Source organism: Desulfitobacterium sp. (assembly GCF_034927245.1).
GTDB lineage: Bacteria > Bacillota > Desulfitobacteriia > Desulfitobacteriales > Desulfitobacteriaceae > Desulfitobacterium_A.
Map to the genome: position 1 here is coordinate 16,168 of NZ_JAYFQK010000001.1, position 18,999 is coordinate 35,166.

Sequence of the window (18,999 nt, forward strand, 5' to 3'; positions counted from 1 at the left end):
TATTCGGGCATCAATTCAGCACCAGTTTCTCACGTGAGATGGGAAGCTCTGTAATGGGCCGGCCGACAACTGAGCTTACGGCAGCTGCAATTGCCGGAGCAATAACCACTGTTCCGACTTCTCCTGCCCCTTTTAAGCCCATCGGACCTGATTCCTCATATTCAGTAACATGAACAGCAGTAATTGCTGGGGAATCCAAACAGGTTGGAATTAGATAGGATGCTAAGGATAAATTTTTCGGGATACCTTCGATGAATTCCAGTTTTTCCGATAGGGCATAGCCAATACCCATTATGATTCCACCTTGAATTTGTCCTTCCAAAGCCATTGGGTTGATTACTCTTCCGGCTTCAGTCACAGCATACACATCAAGAAGTTCAATCTCTCCCGTTTTTAAAACGCGGACCTTAGCTGCTTGCACAATAAAAGTGTACATGCTGTGCGGTAAACCAATTCCTAAATCCGACTTTTTCACTTCGGGGAAAACGGATTCGCCGATCCCGATGGGATAAGAAATACCTGCTTTACGTTGGCGTTTTAAATCCTCTACAGCCTTGAGAAGTGCGTTGCCGCAAATATAGGAGGTTCGGGAGGCTGCTGTCGAGCCGCTTTCATGGGTTAAGGCAGTATCCCCCATAATGACTTTAATTCGATCAGGAGAAACCTGCAGAGTTTCGGCAGCCAACTGAACAAAAAGAGTGTTGCTCCCTTGGCCGATCTCCACGGTGCCGATTTTCACCACATATGTCCCATCGGTTAAGCTTTCAACTTCGACTTTAGCGTGATCCGGGAGACCTTTGCCCATGCCGCAGCTGAGGTAACCGGCAGCCATCCCGTAACCAATTAAAGGATCGGTGTTAATCGCCTGTTCCCGCCAAAGCGGCGATTTTCCAAGGAGTGCCAACGCTTCCTTAAGTCCTGCCGAGTACTCGATAGTATGACCAAGACACCCTTCTGCTCCTTTATATAAGGCATTGCGATATCTCAGCTGAATCGGATCAATCTCAAGAATTTTAGCTGCCCGATTGAGCAGGGTTTCCATGGCAAAAGAAGTTTGCGGAGCACCAAAACCGCGCATGGCACTTGCGGCAGGTTTATTGGTGTAAGAGAGATAACCATCCAGCGATACATTCGGGATCTCATAAGGTCCTGACGCATGTTCGATTCCCAGTCCAAGAACGGCCGGACCAAGTGCGGCATAGGCTCCGGTATCAAAGTAAATCGTTGCTTGATAAGCAGTTATTCGTCCCGATTGCTCGAAGCCAACTTTGATATGTATTTTGGCGGCATGCCGCTTATAGGAAGTGCCTAGGGACTCCTCCCTCGAAAATACCAGCTTGGCCGGTAAGCTTGTTTTCTGAGTAACCAGGGCTAAAAAGAGCTGTACGGTAATACCGTCTTTTCCCCCGAAGCCGCCGCCGATGATTGCGGAATGAACTCGAACCTTATCCAACGGTATTCCTAAACAGCGCGATATTTCCTCACGGTCATAAAAAGGATTTTGGGTACCGGCAATGAGTGTCAATACGCCCTGCTCGTCAAGATATGAGACGCCAGACTCGCGTTCAAGATAGAGGTGATCAACCACCGGAACTTGAAAGTCATCCTCTAGCACGAGAAAGCTTTCACGAAACGCTTGTTCCGGTTCCCCTTTTGTAAACGGAATATGGGCTAAGAGGTTGCCTCCCTTATGAAGCTTGGGGCTGCCCTCTTTTAGTGCTTCAACAGGATCGTCTACTACTGCTAAGGGTTCGTAAGACACTTTAACAAGCTGTGCATAGTAATTGGCCTTTTCGAGCGTATCGGCGGCAATCAGGGCCAGAGGTTCGCCATAAAAACGAACTTTATCTTTGGCAAAAACCGGCTGATCTTTGATGATGCTACCGTAACTGTTTTCATAAACATCGTCAGCTGTGAAGCAGTATACTCCCTCGACACCTTGGCAAAGATGGATGTCGATAGACAATATATTGGCATGGGCTTCTGTCGCGCGAACCAGCTTAAGGTATAACATGTTCGGGAAGGAATAATCGCTGGGATAGCAAGCTTTTCCTGTGACTTTGGCAATACCGTCGATGCGCGGGAGTGAGCTTCCTATTATTTTTGACATTTTCAACACTCACGATCCGGTTTCAATAACCGTTTTAATTTGACAATGCTTGAGCACATCGATTAGTCCATGATCGGTAAGACCGAGCTCCGGAACGGTCGGCAAGGAAATAAATGAAAGGGTCATAAACGGAGCAGGCAGTTCACAGCCCATGCTTTTAGCAACCTGATTGAGTGAGGTGAGCTGCTCCATAACTTTTTCTGCCGGCAGCGGACTCATAAGTCCACCGATGGGCAGCGGAAGTACCCCCAAGATCTTTCCGTCTTGCACGGCAGCAAAGCCGCCTTGATGTCTGGCTATTTCTTGAGCGGCCAAATACATATCCTGATCATTCGTCCCCACAATAACTATGTTATGGTGATCATGCGAGACGGACGAGGCCAGGGCTCCTGACTTGAGCTTAAAGCCGCGGACATAGCCGACTCCGACTTGTCCGTTTTTCCCATACCGTTCAACTACCGCCAGCTTAAGAATATCGTGTTCTGTATCGACCTGAACTTGTTCAGAATCAATGTTTAACCATTCTTCGGTTTTATTGTTAATGATTTGATCGGGATAGAGATTGATGACGTTTACTTTGGCACTTTTTCCTCGGGCTTTTACAGCAAAATCAGCGGGTTTAAAGTTGAAAGATAAGTGAACGGTCTCCATCAAAAATTCTGGAAACTTCTCAGGCTTTACTTCGGTCGTGAGTTTTCCCTCTTGGGCAACAAGCTGACCCTCTTTAAACACATAAACCGGTTTTATCGTTTTTAAGTTATCTAAGAGAACGAAGTCGGCATAACGCCCGGGAGTAATGGCGCCGAAGAGATGATCGAGGCGAAAGTGCTTAGAGGTATTGATTGTGGCCATTTTGATTGCTTTAATCGGATCAAGTCCTAGGTCAATACTCTTCTGAATGTTATAGCTGATGTGTCCTTCTACGGCGATATCTGTAACATGTTTATCATCCGTACAGAAAAGCAAGTTTTCAGTCGGTAAGTGATGCTCAACGGCACCTCTTACCAGCGCTTCAACATTGCGTTCGGTACTGCCTTCCCGAATCAAGGCCTTGATACCTAAGCGCAGCCGCTCCACAAGTTCTTCATATGTTACGGATTCGTGGTCATCGGAAAGACCTGCCGCTGCATAGACATTCAACTGATCCCAATTGAGTCCGATCGCGTGGCCATTGGCAACCTTTCCCTGCTCACGAGCACTTATAACTTTTGCTAAATACTCTTCACGAACACCTAAGATTTTGGAGGGATCAAGTTCGCCCAGGCTTGCTGCTTGGTTCGATTTTAAAAGTTCTTTGACTTCTTCAACTCCTAGAACCCCCCCTGTTGTTTCCAAACCGGGAGCTGTTGGCACGCGTGATGGAATTTCCAGATAGATCCGATACGGCAGTTCATCACTATGACTTATTAGTGCTTCTAAACCTTTAATCCCCGCGACGTTAGCGATTTCCATAGCATCCACAAATAGAACAGTCGTCCCCCAAGGAACAATAACACTTGCTAAGGCTTGCGGTGTAAGCAAAGTGGGTTCGATATGAATGTGTGCATCCATAAAACCGGGGACGGCATAACGACCTTCAGCATCAAAGACGTGGTCTGCCTTGACTTCCCAGGAAGGATTAATAGCCGCAATTCGGCCATTTTTAATGACCATATTTCCGGAGTAAATCGTCTCTGTGAAGACATCGATAATTTTTAAATTCGTTATGTACAGATCGGCCGGTTCCTCTCCAAGAGCCACTCGCAGTTCTTGAGCTAATGTAGCAACCGTTTCCTTCATTGCTGTCATCAAACCTTTCTCCTCAAAACGGTAAATTCTAAAATTCCCGGTGCGTAATATTCCTTTGATAATAGAATGGGTTGCTGCCTAAGATCGTAACCAACTTCATCAAGATGCAAGATCGGACTACCCTCGGGAATTTGAAAAATTGCTGCTAAATTTTTATCAGCTAGGCATGGTTCTATCTTCGTAAGATCCATTTCCACTGAGCGCTGGCAAAATTGCTCTAAGAACTGAAAAACCGGAGGCTCTAAGTCTTTATCCTGATAGGTTGGATCAATGACCAATTCCTTTGGAATGTGGTCAAAGCATAGAATCGCGGGTCTTTGATCAGCAAGCATAAGGCGTTCAATAACGATGAGTTCATCTCCCTCATTGATCATCAGGCGCTTCGCAGCATGCTGATCTGCCCTCATCCTGCCGGGCTTAACATAAGCAATTGAAGGCATATATCCTGCATCGGCAAGTTCTTCAAAAAATTCTTTTTCCAGATCGAGACGTGAAACGATCTGGAGGACATGCTTATTGACGATTGTTCCTATTCCTCGGCGGCGTGTAATAAAACCTTCACTCTCTAAAGCAGCGAGCACATCACGAACAACAGTCCTGCTAATCCCCAGTTTTTGAGCAAGAACTTCTTCGGAGGGCAGTCTGCCCTTTGCATCGAAGGCTCCATCACGTAACATCGCAATCATAACTTTGCGAGCCTTAGAGGACAGTTCCTCGTTGTCTATTTTCGGAATATCTGACATGTTACACTCCTTAACTTTAAATAAGTGATAAGTAATAAGTAATACTTATTTTTAAGCTAAAAATAAACCCAAGCGTCAATTTTCAATAAAAATAATGAGTGAAAATTGACCGCCTGGGTTTTACCCTGTCGGTGTATACTTTCGCCCATAGTCAGACGATTTACGGTCGTCTGGTAGAAACTCGCGGACCCTATCTCCGCTATTATATGAACGGATATGCAACTAATTTCGACATTTATTTTATCAAAGTTGTCTTATATGGTCAATAGAAAGATAAAGCACCGGCAACTATATCTGCCGGTGCTTTTTGGGGTTCGGTTTTTGAAGTGTATTTAAATGCTATCAAGTGCTTGCTGAAGATCTTGAAGAATATCATCAATATTTTCCAAACCTACGGAAAGGCGAATTAATCCCGGGCTTATTCCGGCTTCGACAAGCTGACTTTCAGTCATTTGGCGATGGGTTGAACTTGCCGGATGGAGAACTAGCGTACGAACATCCGCAACATGTACGACGTTGAAGGCAAGGTTCAAACTGTCAATAAAGTGAACGGCTGTTTCCCGTGTTCCTTTAAGGACAAATGAAATAACACCGCTTGTACCTAAGGGCAGATATTTTTGGCTAAGCTGATGATAGGGATTTCCTTCTAATCCGGGGTAATTTACGATCTCCACTTTATCTGATTGATTTAAAAACTCAGCGACGCACTGAGCATTTTGACAATGCTTTTCCATCCTAACGGCAAGCGATTCAAGGCCTAAATTTAAAAGAAAAGCAGCATTTGCAGAGGGATACATGCCTAAGTCACGCATCAGCTGTACTCTGGCTTTCGCAATATATGCAGCCTTATCAAAATTCTCGGTATAGACTACGCCATGATAAGATTCATCCGGCTCTGTAAATTCAGGGAACTTCCCATTTGCCCAATTAAAATTCCCGCTGTCAACGACAACACCGCCGACCTGAATGGCGTGACCATCCATATATTTCGTTGTTGAATGAATGACAATATCTGCTCCATGCTCGATGGGCCGACAGAGAATAGGTGTGGCAAAAGTATTGTCAATGATCAGGGGAACCTGATTATTATGGGCAATGCGGGCGAATTTTTCGATATCCAGGACGGAAAGAGCAGGATTGGCAAGTGTTTCGCCAAAGATTGCCTTCGTATTAGGTCTGAACTCCTTTTGAATCTCTTCTTCTGAGGCATCCTGATCTATAAAGGTGCATTCTATGCCAAAACGTTTCAGGGTTACGGCAAAGAGATTAAACGTACCTCCATATATTTTAGAGGCACTGATCATATGGTCCCCGGCTTTCATAATGTTGAGAATACTGATAAACGAAGCAGCTTGACCGGAAGTAGTACAAAGAGCACCTATCCCACCCTCGAGCGCTGCAATTTTAGCTTCTACAGCTCCCACTGTGGGGTTCGATATGCGCGAATACATATGGCCATCAACTGACAGGTCAAAAAGATTACCGATAACCTCGGATGAATCATAAGTATATGTCGTACTTTGATAAATAGGCAAAGCTAAAGTATCTCCATTTTTCGGGTGATAGCCTTCGTGTAAACATTTAGTTTCAATTTTCACGTTTTCCCAACTCCTTTTATGTGTAAGATAACCCTAATCTCTCTATTAAATAGGGCAAGGCTTTTTCAAAGCAGACTCCATAGCGTCTTTCTTGTTCCGCTTCTACAGTCAATGAAATACAGCGATGGGTATAATCCACAGCGATTTGAATCGCTTCTTCCAGAGGAAAATCATTGAGCAGGGCGGATAATAAAGTACTGCCAAAAATATCCCCGGTGCCATGGAAATTGCCGTCGACTTTTTCATTAAAAGCATACATTACTTTGTCTAAGTCACAATCATAAGCTGCGGCACCTAATTTATCATTTTCAAAGGAAACCCCGGTAAGCACTACCTTTCTCGGTCCTAAAGCAGCTAACTTTCTAAGCACTTTTTCAATATCGTCCTGAGTATAATTATCGCCTTTATACTCTTCATCCAGGATGAAGGCGGCCTCCGTTAAATTGGGAACAATAATATCTGCCTCAGCACAGAGTTTGGCCATGCCTTTAGCCATTTCCGGAGAATAAACGGTATATAAAACACCGTTATCAGCCATGACGGGGTCAACCATGATAAGTGTATTCCGAGTTTTAAACCGATCAAAAAGGCCGGCGATTAAATCAATCTGTTCAAAGGAGCCTAAAAAGCCACTGTACAAGGCATCAAATTTTAAATTTAGGGATTGCCAATGTTCAGAGATAGGATCGATGTCTTCGGTTAAATCGCGATAGGTAAAACCTTCAAAACCTCCGGTATGCGTGGACAGAACAGCGGTCGGCAACACACTTGTATCGAAGCCTGCCACCGAAATAATCGGCAAGGCAACAGTCAATGAACATCTTCCTACACATGAAATATCATGAATAGCGAGTACTCTCTTTTGTTTGTTCATAGTTTTAAGTATATCTCCTTCTCTAATTTGACTATTCAAGATTAAAATCACTATAATATTGAAGAGTATACAACGCATTTACCACTTTTTGCAAGAGTTATTAAAAAGTAATGTTATCTATAAATGATTTCATAAGAGGGGGGTTGGATATGAAGCGGTTTACATTTGGTTTCTATATTTTCTTAAGTGTATCGATACTCTTGGAGTGCTTCTGGCTGATTCAACAAAAGGAATGGGCATCTTTGGGTATGTCACTGCTCACCCTGATTTTTTTGGCTCTTCCCTTTCTGATCGAAAAACGTTTTAAATTGGAATTTCCCCGTGGATTTCTTAGTGTTTTTCTTCTTTTCCTTTATGCGGCGATATTCTTGGGAACGGCCAATCATTTCTATGTTCGATTTTGGTGGTGGGATAAAATGCTCCACGGTGTTTCAGGGGTGATCTTTGCAAATCTTGGTTTTTTAATCGGGAAGCAGCTGAACCCCGGTATATTGAGCCCAGCGAAATTAAGTCGGATATTCATTTCTTTATATTCTTTTTGCTTTTCAGTTGCATCCGGTGCCGTTTGGGAAATCTACGAGTATACCATGGATCAAACATTCGGCTTCCTTTATCAAGGTGTTGGAATTTATGATACAATGACCGATATTATTGCGGATACGCTGGGAGCGTTGGCTTTTGGAATATACCTTTACTTTAAGGGAACCAAAGTAATACCTAAGCAGTAATCTTTTGAATGAAAACTTTCATGGTTCCACCGCACACCATACCCTCTTCACCGGCAATATCATTTGTCAGATCGACAGTACAGATGATGGGACTGTTCTGATTTAATGCCATCCGTCCGGTTCGGCGTATTTCGGATTCAGCACATCCACCGCCTACTGTACCTACTGTCCGCCCATCCGCAAAAATCAACATTTGGGCTCCCGGTTTACGGGGAGCAGAACCTTTTACCTCGATAACGGTTGCTAGGCTGGCAGCAATATCTGAACCATTCTGTTCAATTCCGGCTAAGGCCTCCACAACTTCATCTTGAATCTCTAATTCACCTTTTTTCCTCAGAGTTAAGAGAGGATCTTTTCTGCGCGTCATTACAACTTCTGCCATAATACTTAAGGCAATTTCTTCCGGAGTTTCAGCACCAATATCAAGCCCAATAGGAGAATGAAGCCTGGCCAAAAGCTCTTCTGAAAATCCCTTTTCCTTTAAATTGTTTCTCATTTCGGCAACTCTGCGACGGCTGCCGATCATACCGATATAAGCACAGGGTGAATCGAGAAGCATTTCGACACACATTTGATCATACTTATGCCCCCTTGTCACAATGACAATATAGGTATGGTCACTCACCGGAAGACGTCTTATCGTAGCAGCAAAATCGTTACAGATAACTTCCCCGGCTTGGGGAAAACGAAAAGGATTTGCGTAGTCTGGCCGATCGTCTATGACTATCGTCTTAAAACCCATCATATGACCCAGTTCGACTAAGGGCAAGGCTATATGCCCCGCGCCGAGAACCCACAGTGTTGGAACAGGCGATAAAGGCTGGACAAAAACTTCAACCGTGCCTTCTCCGGGTTGTCGAGTTTCGAGACGCACAGTTTCAGTGCGCTGCGCTTTTTGACCGAGGCTTATTGCTTCGTCCTCCGGGAATAAAGCATGGGGAAAATCCCCGATAATTTGCTCGGTTTCAATTTCAACAAACCATTTGCGACCTACAAATTCCTTGGCTGCACCATCCCCGCCGATGATCGTCTGGACGCAACCTTTCTTTTGACTTTGAATCGTATTTTGAATCTCATTCCACATCTGTGATCATTGCTCCTTACTTTATTGAAATATTGATGACAAGGGCCGCTACGCTGTGAACGTGATGTTCAGTGGTAGCAGCCCTTTTTATTGCATTCCCTGCTCAGAAAGTGCTCCTTATTTGAGGAAACCTTTAAGAATCGTATCCTCAGCCTCTTTTTCCGTTAGTCCCATTGACATCAGTTTAATTAACTGCTCGGATTCAATCCGGCCGATTGCCGCTTCATGAATAAGCTGTGCTTCACTATGTTGGGCAGAAATACGCGGAGTCGAAAAGACTTGGGCATTATGCATAATGATCGAGTCACATTGGACATGACCGAAGCTGGCACTTTTCCCGATTAAATCAAAGTAGAAGTTCTGTTTGGAATGACCTTGGGCGACAGAACGAGAAATAACTTGGGCGGAAGCACCATTTCCATTTAATTCAACGGAAATTTTGGATTCGGCCCACTGATCTTGATCTGTCAAAAGACGTTCGGTAATAATCAGTTTTGCCTTTGCTCCCAGACGAACCTCAGTATCCCGTTTCGTACTGTCAACGCCCCGTATTTGCACCATTTCCATTTCGACGGTAGCGCCTTCTTCAACTTCCAGAATAGTCTTTGGGTTTAAGATTCGGCCCCCTGTGCCATCCCCTTCGCCGTAGTGCTTTTCAACATAACGCATTTTGGCCCCTTTGCGCACATTGAAAGTATGAATTCCATCATGACGGGAATTGCAGCTTCCGTTGTTATGAATACCGCAGCCCGCTATGACAACGACGTCTGAGTATTCCCCAATTTCAAAGGTATTGTAAACCAGGTCATTAAGATTTTCCTCAGTAAGAATTACGGGAATATGGACACTTTCTCCCTTTGTATAGGGTTTGACAATGACATCAATCCCGGGTTTATCCAGTTTGGTCAGGATATCGATATTCTTCGTGGTTTGACGTTCGACTCCTTTTCCATTCTTACGAATATTGAACGCGCCCTGAGGTACTGCATGTAAATCTGCAATCGTTTCAAGCATGTGTTTATCGAGCGAATTGAGCATCGTTAGCCATCCCTTTCTCACAAGGATTAGTGCAAAGGCAGTCCTCATTCTTAAAGATAACGGAAAGAAGTCTATCTTTCTCTGCTTGTTGACTGATTGTACCGTTTTTCAAAAGAATGATTTCATCGGCCAGTTCAAAAATTCGTTCTTGATGAGAAATGATAACAATCGTTGTATTATACTGTTCATGAATATGGCGGAACGATTCTGCCAGCTTTTGAAAACTCCAAAGATCAATACCGGCTTCCGGTTCATCAAAGACAGCTACCTTGAGGTTGCGAGCTAAGACGGAAGCGATTTCAATCCGCTTCATTTCCCCGCCTGACAGACTGGCATCAGCATCGCGATCGAGGTAATCTTGAGCACAGAGACCTACACTGACTAATAAATCACTGATATTCACTTTTTCGGGATTAGAGGCAGTAGACAACTCTAGCAGTTCCCGAACCGTTAATCCCTTAAAACGGGGCGGGTTCTGAAAGGCATAACCTACCCCCAAACGAGCCCTCTCGGAAATGTCTTTATAGGTGATATCCTCACCATCAAGCAAAATTTTGCCCGAAGTCGGCGAATAAATCCCCATCAATATCTTTGCCAGAGAAGATTTACCACCGCCGTTGGGTCCGGTTATTACATATATCTTTTTACTCTCCAGTTTGAGATTAATTCCTTTTAGAATCTCAGTGTTTTTTTCGTCGCTTTCAACCTGAAACGACACATCCTCTATCTCAAGCATTGTTTTCCTCCTTTAGATTTAGAACTCGTCCATTTAGATTGATTATTAGTTTTAAGTATTATTCAGACTGAGCGCTGTGTCAAGTTTTTTAGCATACAATTATTATTATACAAAGAATTGCTGCCGGATGGAAGAGATTAGAGATATTATCGTCAGGTTAAAAGCGATCGGGTTAAAAGCAATCGTGTTTCAATCCAATCAAAGCCGCGCGGGTTAAGAAGATATGTTCTTTGAAGTTAAATTCTTAACAAGTTCTGTGAAATCGACCCCAGTTACAGATTTAACCATTTCCGGTGCAGTCGCCATAAGTGAAGTTACATAGTTGCTTACGCGTGCAGCTCCCTCTCCATTACCCGTATCAACTACGGTCAGTTTATCTATAGATTTCATGGGTTCAGCAACTTTTCCTGCCAATTCAGGAAGCATCTTAACAACAACATCAAGAACGGCTGCCTCGCCAAATTTCGCAAATGCTTCAGCCAGTTTCTCTTTCGCTTCTGCTTCAGCCAGACCGCGCAAGCGGACTACTTCGGCTTCGGCAGAGCCTTCAGCCTTTTTAGCCTCCGCCGTCGCAATTCCTTGAAGCCGCTTTTGCTCTGCCTCCGCTTCCGCTACCCGTAAGCGTTTAGCTTTTTCTGCCTCTGCTGCCTGTTCGATTGCATATCGATCCGCATCGGCCCTTTTCTTGACATTTGCATCATACTCTTTTTGAAGCCGCTGCGTCTCTTTCTCCTGAAGATCAATTTCCCGTTCTTTACGAACCAGCTCAACCTTCATTTCTTCCTCAACTGTAATCTGCTTCGATTTTGCGGTCTGAATTGCATAGGCTTGATCTGCCGACGCTTTGGCAGTGTCCTGTTCTCTTTTGAAAGCAGCAATTTTAAGTTCTTTTTCCTTGAGCGCTTCCGCTACATTCGTATCCCGGATGAGTTCTGCCTTTTGAGCCTCTTCTTCTGCTTTCGCTTTTTGGATCCTAGAATCCCTTTTTGCTCCTGCCTCAGCTACATCTGCATCGCGGAGTACCTCCGCAATTCGCGGACGCCCAAGAGCCTCTAAATAGCCCTGCTTATCTCGGACATCTTTAATAGTAAAAGAGACAATCTGCAACCCCATTTTTTTCAAGTCCAGGGCGGCAACGGACTGAACCTCTTGAGCAAATTTATCTCGGTTTTGATATAGTTCTTCGACTGTCATTGTCCCAAGGATTGCTCGAAGATGACCTTCTAAAACCTCTTGTGCTTCTTTTTGCAAAGATTCCACCGGCTTACCCATAAATTGTTCGGCAGCCGTTGCAACATCTTCAATTGAACCGCCAATTTTTATAATAGCCACACCATCTGCCAAAACCGGAACACCATGGCTTGTATAGACCTCGGGTGTTGAAACATCGAGTTTAAAGGAAAGCAGAGAAAGAAAATTTGCTTGCTGGAAAACAGGCAGAATAAAGGCCCCACCCCCGCGTATGATCTTTGTCTTGTTACCGCCGGAGTCGTTTTTTAAAACATTCTTGGTCCCGAGAAAGGATCCGGTTACGATCATCGCTTCGTCAGGCCCCACTGTTTTGTATCTTGCCCAAAATGTAAGCGCCAAGACAATGATAACAGCTACGACGATCAAAGGAATCACTAAATAATCAGGCATAAAATCCCCCCCTTGAATTAATTTTGGCTAACAACAGAAACAACACCATTTTCGACTTTAGTGACGAAGATTTTTGTTTCTATTGGCAACTCCTTTCCTGAGTGACTTGAAGCAATGTGATTGGAATGGCCCGCACCAACCTTGAGGATGACTTCACCATATCCCTGTGCGGGAATAGCTACGGAAACTTCCCCGGTTAAGCCAACCAAATCCTGCATAGAATAGGCAATCGAGTTTTCGCTGTTTTTCATGGGTTTTATATAAGCAAAATATATTATGATGGATATAGCAATCGCAAAGACTATGGATAAAATAACTATGACAATAGGGTTCATTAGAGTATATCGTGTCAAAAGTATCCCCGCAGCCCCAAACACGGTAATTCCACTTACTAAAACCATGGGTTGAAAACTATCCCCGAGTAAGTCCCCAAATATGTCCCCAAAGATTATTGTCACAAGGGCGAAGAGGAGTCCTCCAAATAAGCAACCCCAAAAAAGACCTTGCATCATATTTCTCCTCCTTTTTCCCAACGGACAGTGTGATATTTACCTTTCTACTCTATTTGCTTTGATATACTAATATTACAACAAAATGCGCGGTATGGGAATATGTATACGAATTACATATAATTTACAACACTTGTATTTCCCCCAAAAATAAAGGGATAGGTTTTTTCCGCGTAAGGCGAAAAGAACCTATCCCTTTTGCTTTAATTAACTTTAAAACTCATAACTATATTTTCTTCGCGATAGAAACAGCTAAGCTTACAATATTTTCACGAATTTTAACGGAATCAGCAGACAACATCCCTATAACAAAGCAGGCAAAGGTTGCCGGCAAAAAATTCGCAAGAAGCCATTTCTTCGGTTCAAGTGAAATTGCACTCTCTTTCAGTTGTCGCTTTGCTTCCGCGACAGTTAGGACATCTTTTTTTTCGCGCACAGAAGCAACCCTCCCCCAATAAGGAATGCCAATACTGCATTAGCAAAAGCAGCCAAGAAAGGCGGCATAAAAATACAAAAAGCGAGGTAAATCCCGTATACAATCAGAATGAAGCCAACCAAAGCCATTATAAGGGCAACGAGGATTAAACCAATAGCGATCGCGGTATTGATCGCTTTGCCTTTAAGCTCGCTAAATTCTGCTTCGGCCAGGTCCGCAATCTTAATAACGAAATCTGCAATAGCTTCCATATTCTACTACTTCCTTTTCAGCAACTTTACGACTATAAATCCAAGTCCAAAGGCTGCTAAAAGAGTCATTACAGGATGTTGTTTCGCTGTTTCCACACCCTTATCAACAGCATCCTTCCCTTTTTCCCCCACCTTTTCGATTGCTTCTTCGCCCTTTTCCAAAGGTTTTTGGACTGCTTCCTTTAAAAATTCGTATCCAAAGTCCAAAGCGAGAAGTGCAGCATCCTTCAATTGATCCAAAACAACTGTTTTATCAGTGGCAGCTGTATTATTTTCAGTGTAATATTCTTGCATAATATGTTCCTCCTCTAAATATACTTTTACGATTATTTATAACGATGCAATAATATGTTAAAGGACCTATTTGCACCTCCTTGCTTAATGTGAATACAATATTTACTCCTTGTATTATTCTAGTTGAAATTGATATATTTTTAAATATAATTTTTAGAAATTAATGAAATTAATAATAAAAAAAATAAATTTAAATTAATAACTCAATAGGACACATGGTTTATATAAAGTAGTTTACGCCACCCTCAAAAAGAGGTTGATATTTATTGCCGGAAATATTGATGGCGACACCTTCTCCTGTTCTTTCGGAATGCCCCATCTTACCAAGAACCCGGCCATCCGGACTGGTAATTCCTTCAATCGCTTCATAGGAACCATTTGGCGTATAAAGGACATCATTGCTCGGATTTCCTTCAATATCCACATATTGAGTTGCAACCTGTCCGTTGGCAATCAGTTTTTGGATTACTTCGGGCTTAGCTACAAATCGTCCTTCTCCATGCGAAACTGCAATCGAGTGAATATCACCCAGTTCAACGCCGCTGAACCAAGGAGACAAGATCGAGGTTACTTTGGTTTGAACCATACCGGAAACGTGACGCCCGATTTTGTTATACGTCAGCGTTGGGGAATCTTCAGTTAGATCAACGATTTCACCATAAGGAACCAATCCCAGCTTAATTAAGGCTTGGAACCCATTGCATATGCCAAGCATCAAGCCATCTCTCTGATACAAGAGTTTCATAACTGCTTCTTTAATCAGAGGGTTTCTAAACATTGTTGCGATAAATTTCCCGGAACCATCGGGTTCATCCCCGGCACTAAAACCACCCGGGAGCATGACAATTTGGGATTGCTCAATCTTTTTCACCATTTGTAAAATGGATTGTTCGACATCACCGGCCGTAAGGTTTCGAATGACGAGTGTATCAACCACACCGCCGGCTTTTACAAAGGCCTTGGCCGAATCATATTCACAGTTTGTCCCCGGGAATACGGGTATAAAGATTCTCGGTTTTGCAATTTTTATGGACGGCTTATGAGTGTTACGACGGCTATAACGAATCGTTTGCGGCTTCGCTACTTTTTCCGTCTTCGTAGGGAAGATCTTTTCCAGAGGTTTCTCCCATGCTTCGAAAGCTGTGTCAACCGGGATTTCAACACCATTCAGGATAATCATTGGATTCTTCTGAGTATAACCAAGCAATCGATAGTAAACGTTACCGAAGGCCTCCTCTAAATTGACTGTTTCCCCGATTTCCAGAACGATTGAGCCATAGTCACAAGAAAACATTTTTTCAATCTCAACCGGTTTACTAAAGTTAAGTCCAATTCGATTGCCAAAGGTCATTTTACTTATAGCTGCAGCCAGTCCGCCCATCCGCACGCTATAGGAAGCTAAAACCTTTCCGGACCGGATTAATTCATGAATTTTTGAATAGTTTTGACGCAGCGCTTTAAAATCAGGAAGCTCGTTACTATCACGGATAGCCGGAACAAGGACGACCTGACTTCCCGCCTTTTTGAATTCCTGCGAAACGACATCCTCATACTTCATAACATTTACAGCAAAGGCAACTAGGGTCGGTGGCACATGAAGATTCATAAAGGTTCCGGACATGCTGTCCTTGCCGCCGATTGCCGGGATTTCGAGTTCCTTCTGAGCATAATAAGCCCCCAGCAAAGCACTGAACGGCTTACCCCATTTTTCGGGGTCATGACCCAGCTTTTCGAAATATTCTTGGAGTGTCAGGCGCACCTTCCGATAATCTCCGCCTAGTGCAGCAATCTTAGTTACCGCATCAACAACGGCATAGAGAGCTCCGTGGAAGGGACTCCATTTCGCTAACTGTGGATTATAGCCGTAAGCCATCACGGTCGCCGTATGCGTCTCTCCAGACTCAACCGGAATCTTAGCGACCATTCCCTCGGCCGGAGTCGCTTGATATCTACCGCCAAAAGGCATCAATACGGTATTTGCACCAATCGTCGAGTCAAAACGTTCGACTAAGCCTTTTTGGTTGCAGACGTTTAAGTCTTGTAGGTTCGCCATCCAGGCATTAGTTAAGGCGGCAGCTTTATCGTTAAGGGTTAAATTCTGTTCAAGTACTTCAGGTAAGCGCTTAAAGTAATTCTTCTTGGCATCAGGAAGATTCACTTTAACGTCGGCATGCTGTTTAACTCCATTTGTGTTTAAAAACTCGCGGCTGATATCAACAATCGGCTGGTCACGCCATTTCATTATTAAACGAGGTTCAGCTTTAACCTGAGCAACGAGTGAAGCTTCCAGATTTTCTTCTTGGGCATACTTAACAAAGGCGTTAAAGTTTTCGGCAGCAATAACAACCGCCATCCGTTCCTGGGATTCGGAAATCGCAAGTTCGGTTCCATCAAGGCCCTCATACTTTTTCGGAATGGCATCGAGGTTGATCACCAAGCCATCGGTTAATTCACCAATCGCCACCGAAACCCCGCCTGCTCCAAAATCATTACAACGCTTAATCATAGTGCTCACCTTGCTATTACGGAATAAGCGTTGAATTTTTCGTTCTGTCGGCGGATTTCCTTTTTGAACCTCTGCCCCGCAGGCTACAAGCGATTCTTCGGTATGTTCCTTGGAAGAGCCTGTAGCCCCGCCGCAGCCATCCCGTCCTGTCCTTCCGCCGACAAGCACGACGACATCTCCGGGTTCAGGCGTTTTCCGAATGATATTAGCCCGAGGAGCAGCTGCAATTACAGCCCCGATTTCCATCCGTTTTGCAACAAAGTCCTCATCATATATTTCTGTAACTTGCCCCGTCGCCAGACCGATTTGATTGCCATAAGAGCTATAGCCTGCTGCGGCACCTGTGGTAATCTTGCGTTGCGGCAATTTGCCGGGAAGAGTATCCTCAACTTTGGTTCGCGGATCGGCGCTGCCCGTTACGCGCATCGCCTGGTAGACATAGGTACGGCCTGATAAGGGATCACGGATAGCTCCACCTAAACATGTTGCTGCTCCCCCAAAAGGTTCGATCTCAGTGGGATGATTATGGGTCTCGTTTTTGAACATAACGAGCCATTCTTCTTCCTGTCCATCGATGTCAACGTTTACGACAATGCTACAAGCATTGATTTCATCCGATTCGTCTAAGTCTTGTAAAAGCCCCTTCTTTTTAAGTTCTTTAGCTCCCAAGATCGCCAAATCCATAAGGCAGACATCTTTATGGGGAAGTTTTTCGCCATAAACTTCAGCCCGGGTTCTAAGATATTCTTCATAAGCAGTATTAATGGGAACAAAATAATTTCCTTCGTCAATTGTCACATTTTCTAACTTTGTAAAAAATGTGGTATGACGGCAGTGATCCGACCAATAGGTATCGATTACACGAATCTCAGTAATCGTTGGGTTTCTTTTTTCCGTATCTCGAAAATAACTCTGACAAAACGCGAAATCCTCAAAGCTCATAGCCAGACCTGCGTCATCAAAGAATGCTTTTAATTCAGCCGATGTTCTATCGATAAAATCCTCCAGTATTTCCACATCAGGCGGAATATCTGCTTCAAATTCTAAACTTGTCGGTTTCTCTAAAGACGCTTCCCGAGATTCAACCGGGTTGATACAATAGTTTTTAATATTCGTCAAGTCTTCCTCAGTGATTTGTCCGGTAAGCACTATCACTTTTGCTGAGGCGATGTTCGGTCGTTCATGCTGGGTCAAAATCTGAACACATTGGGCAGCCGAATCCGCCCGTTGGTCATATTGCCCCGGAAGATATTCCATAGCGAATACCCAATCATTGGGCGAAATCTCGAGCTCGTCATCATAAACCCAATCAAGCGGAGGTTCGGCAAAAATAATATTTCGGGAAGCAACATATTCTTCATCAGTTAACCCGGAAATATCATAACGGTTAATGATTCTTAGCCCTGTTAGCCCTTTAACTCCTAAATTCTCAGTTAAATCACTCAATAGACCTTGAGCTTCAATATTAAATCCCGGTTTTTTTTCAACAAAAATTCTTCTGACAGCTTGCGCTTCCATATTTTCCTCCACTTCACACACTTTTTCCGAACTTTCGGCGTTATTTTCCCCAAAACGTTCTGTTTTTATCATAATACCACGATAAACTTTATACCGCTAGCCTGCAATTTGATGTTTTTAATCAGAATTATAAAAGAAAAATAGAACTAAGGCTGCTGTTCCGGAACTTCAGTCCGGATGCAGCAGCCTTAGTAAAGTAATATAAATCACAACTACCTTTTATTTAGGGCAATATTTAGGGAGAAATCTCCGATTTCCGTACCGATCGTAACAACATAAGCTTCTTTACAGGCAAGGGAAATGGATTGATTTTTGCCTAATATAACCTGGGGTGAAGTAATATCACAGCGATAGTTTGCACTAGCCAGGTAACTAACCGCATTACCGCTGATAATATTTCCTACTTCTCCAAGGGCCGAAGTTACGAACACATCTATTTTCTCAAATTCCATTCCCGACATCGATTTAACGATTGTCAGAGCGGTTGGTTTTGAATAACTAAACATGACTGAACCTGTAAGGTCACCAACAACACCAATCAAAGCATTGACTTCTTTGCCCTCGTAAAGATCATTGATCTCAACGATTTCTTTCTTTTTAGCCTCCAGATTTAACATCTGTTTGAAAACATCTTGTGTGGCTTGAACAAAAGGGTTTATCACTTCAATGTTCTTCCGAACAAATTCCCCCATCTTTTGATCTTCCCTGGCAACATGGTAAATCAACCAGGCCATAAGCTTACCCGCAAATTCTTGGCTCAGTTCTTCGGGGTAATCTTCATCCTCCATTTTATGGGCATATTTAAAGACATCAGCTTTAAAATCTTCGTGGTGTTTATGATGTTCGTCTGCCGCGGGGTAATTAATTTTTCTTTGGTAGACTTCCTCGTTGGCAAAGTGTTCTACGACATAACTTTGCATAAAGGACATCGTTTCCTTTACGCGATCAATTTTCTGCTCCCAGGGTCTATTTTCTTTGATTGCCTGCAAAAAGTCGGATACTCGTTGAAATAGTTCTCGATGTTGTTCATCAACTGTTTCTATACCAACACGATAGCTTTCTTTCCACATCCTGTTTATCCTCCACTTTTAAACTATTCTAATTTATTTTATCATTCTACAACCGGTAAAGAATTCCTGCCGTTT

At 43.5% G+C, this 18,999-nt stretch carries 16 protein-coding genes and 1 riboswitch; of the genes, 1 reads left to right on the top strand and 15 read right to left on the bottom strand.

What is annotated here, in order from left to right; genetic code table 11:
• Window positions 1–10: 10 nt before the first annotated feature.
• The 5 genes from VB077_RS00090 to VB077_RS00110 all read right to left on the bottom strand — a co-directional run bounded on the left by VB077_RS00090 (window position 11) and on the right by VB077_RS00110 (window position 7,113).
• Window positions 11–2,110, bottom strand: a complete 2,100-nt coding sequence (locus VB077_RS00090; RefSeq protein ID WP_323413166.1) for a xanthine dehydrogenase family protein molybdopterin-binding subunit — start codon at window positions 2,108–2,110, stop codon at window positions 11–13.
• A 9-nt stretch (window positions 2,111–2,119) separates the two neighbouring features.
• Window positions 2,120–3,898 carry an adenine deaminase gene (gene ade / locus VB077_RS00095; RefSeq protein ID WP_416337007.1) on the bottom strand — a complete coding sequence of 593 codons (1,779 nt, stop codon included), beginning with the start codon at window positions 3,896–3,898 and terminating at the stop codon, window positions 2,120–2,122.
• Entirely contained in the window at window positions 3,898–4,641 is a 744-nt protein-coding gene (locus VB077_RS00100; RefSeq protein WP_323413167.1) for a GntR family transcriptional regulator, read from the bottom strand. The genes ade and VB077_RS00100 overlap by 1 nt, the downstream gene beginning before the upstream one ends.
• A 128-nt stretch (window positions 4,642–4,769) precedes the next feature.
• Window positions 4,770–4,871, bottom strand: a riboswitch (purine riboswitch).
• Between the two features lie 102 nt (window positions 4,872–4,973).
• A complete protein-coding gene (locus VB077_RS00105) occupies window positions 4,974–6,239 on the bottom strand; it encodes an O-acetylhomoserine aminocarboxypropyltransferase/cysteine synthase family protein (RefSeq protein WP_323413168.1) in 1,266 nt (421 codons plus the stop codon).
• A gap of 16 nt (window positions 6,240–6,255) precedes the next feature.
• Window positions 6,256–7,113 carry a pyridoxamine kinase gene (locus VB077_RS00110; RefSeq protein WP_323413169.1) on the bottom strand — a complete coding sequence of 286 codons (858 nt, stop codon included), beginning with the start codon at window positions 7,111–7,113 and terminating at the stop codon, window positions 6,256–6,258.
• A gap of 149 nt (window positions 7,114–7,262) precedes the next feature.
• On the opposite strand from VB077_RS00110, the gene VB077_RS00115 reads away from it, so the two are divergent.
• Window positions 7,263–7,841 (top strand): hypothetical protein, encoded by a 579-nt coding sequence (locus tag VB077_RS00115; protein ID WP_323413170.1) that lies wholly within the window; start codon window positions 7,263–7,265, stop codon window positions 7,839–7,841.
• On the opposite strand, the gene VB077_RS00120 is transcribed toward VB077_RS00115, so the two are convergent.
• From VB077_RS00120 to VB077_RS00165, 10 genes are all read right to left on the bottom strand, one after another.
• Window positions 7,831–8,925 carry an XdhC/CoxI family protein gene (locus VB077_RS00120; protein WP_323413171.1) on the bottom strand — a complete coding sequence of 365 codons (1,095 nt, stop codon included), beginning with the start codon at window positions 8,923–8,925 and terminating at the stop codon, window positions 7,831–7,833. The two genes, VB077_RS00115 and VB077_RS00120, sit on opposite strands and share 11 nt — an antisense overlap.
• A 117-nt stretch (window positions 8,926–9,042) precedes the next feature.
• Window positions 9,043–9,963: a SufD family Fe-S cluster assembly protein gene (locus VB077_RS00125; RefSeq protein WP_323413172.1), complete on the bottom strand. Its 921-nt coding sequence runs from the start codon at window positions 9,961–9,963 to the stop codon at window positions 9,043–9,045.
• Window positions 9,944–10,699: an ABC transporter ATP-binding protein gene (locus tag VB077_RS00130; protein WP_323413173.1), complete on the bottom strand. Its 756-nt coding sequence runs from the start codon at window positions 10,697–10,699 to the stop codon at window positions 9,944–9,946. The genes VB077_RS00125 and VB077_RS00130 overlap by 20 nt, the downstream gene beginning before the upstream one ends.
• A 213-nt stretch (window positions 10,700–10,912) precedes the next feature.
• Window positions 10,913–12,340 carry a flotillin family protein gene (locus tag VB077_RS00135; RefSeq protein WP_323413174.1) on the bottom strand — a complete coding sequence of 476 codons (1,428 nt, stop codon included), beginning with the start codon at window positions 12,338–12,340 and terminating at the stop codon, window positions 10,913–10,915.
• Window positions 12,341–12,357: 17 nt separating this feature from the next.
• The gene (locus tag VB077_RS00140; RefSeq protein ID WP_416337008.1) at window positions 12,358–12,849 is read right to left on the bottom strand and encodes a protease; all 492 of its coding nucleotides are present in this window, start codon (window positions 12,847–12,849) and stop codon (window positions 12,358–12,360) included.
• Between the two features lie 226 nt (window positions 12,850–13,075).
• Complete coding sequence (locus VB077_RS00145) at window positions 13,076–13,285, bottom strand: hypothetical protein (RefSeq protein WP_323413176.1); 210 nt, start codon at window positions 13,283–13,285, stop codon at window positions 13,076–13,078.
• Window positions 13,261–13,536: a phage holin family protein gene (locus tag VB077_RS00150; protein WP_323413177.1), complete on the bottom strand. Its 276-nt coding sequence runs from the start codon at window positions 13,534–13,536 to the stop codon at window positions 13,261–13,263. Before VB077_RS00150 ends, VB077_RS00145 begins: the two co-directional genes overlap by 25 nt.
• A gap of 6 nt (window positions 13,537–13,542) precedes the next feature.
• Complete coding sequence (locus VB077_RS00155) at window positions 13,543–13,830, bottom strand: hypothetical protein (protein ID WP_323413178.1); 288 nt, start codon at window positions 13,828–13,830, stop codon at window positions 13,543–13,545.
• A gap of 220 nt (window positions 13,831–14,050) precedes the next feature.
• On the bottom strand, window positions 14,051–17,854 hold the full coding sequence (locus VB077_RS00160; protein ID WP_323413179.1) for a phosphoribosylformylglycinamidine synthase: 3,804 nt from the start codon (window positions 17,852–17,854) through the stop codon (window positions 14,051–14,053).
• Window positions 17,855–18,066: 212 nt separating this feature from the next.
• On the bottom strand, window positions 18,067–18,924 hold the full coding sequence (locus VB077_RS00165) for a bacteriohemerythrin (RefSeq protein WP_323413180.1): 858 nt from the start codon (window positions 18,922–18,924) through the stop codon (window positions 18,067–18,069).
• Window positions 18,925–18,999: the final 75 nt, after the last annotated feature.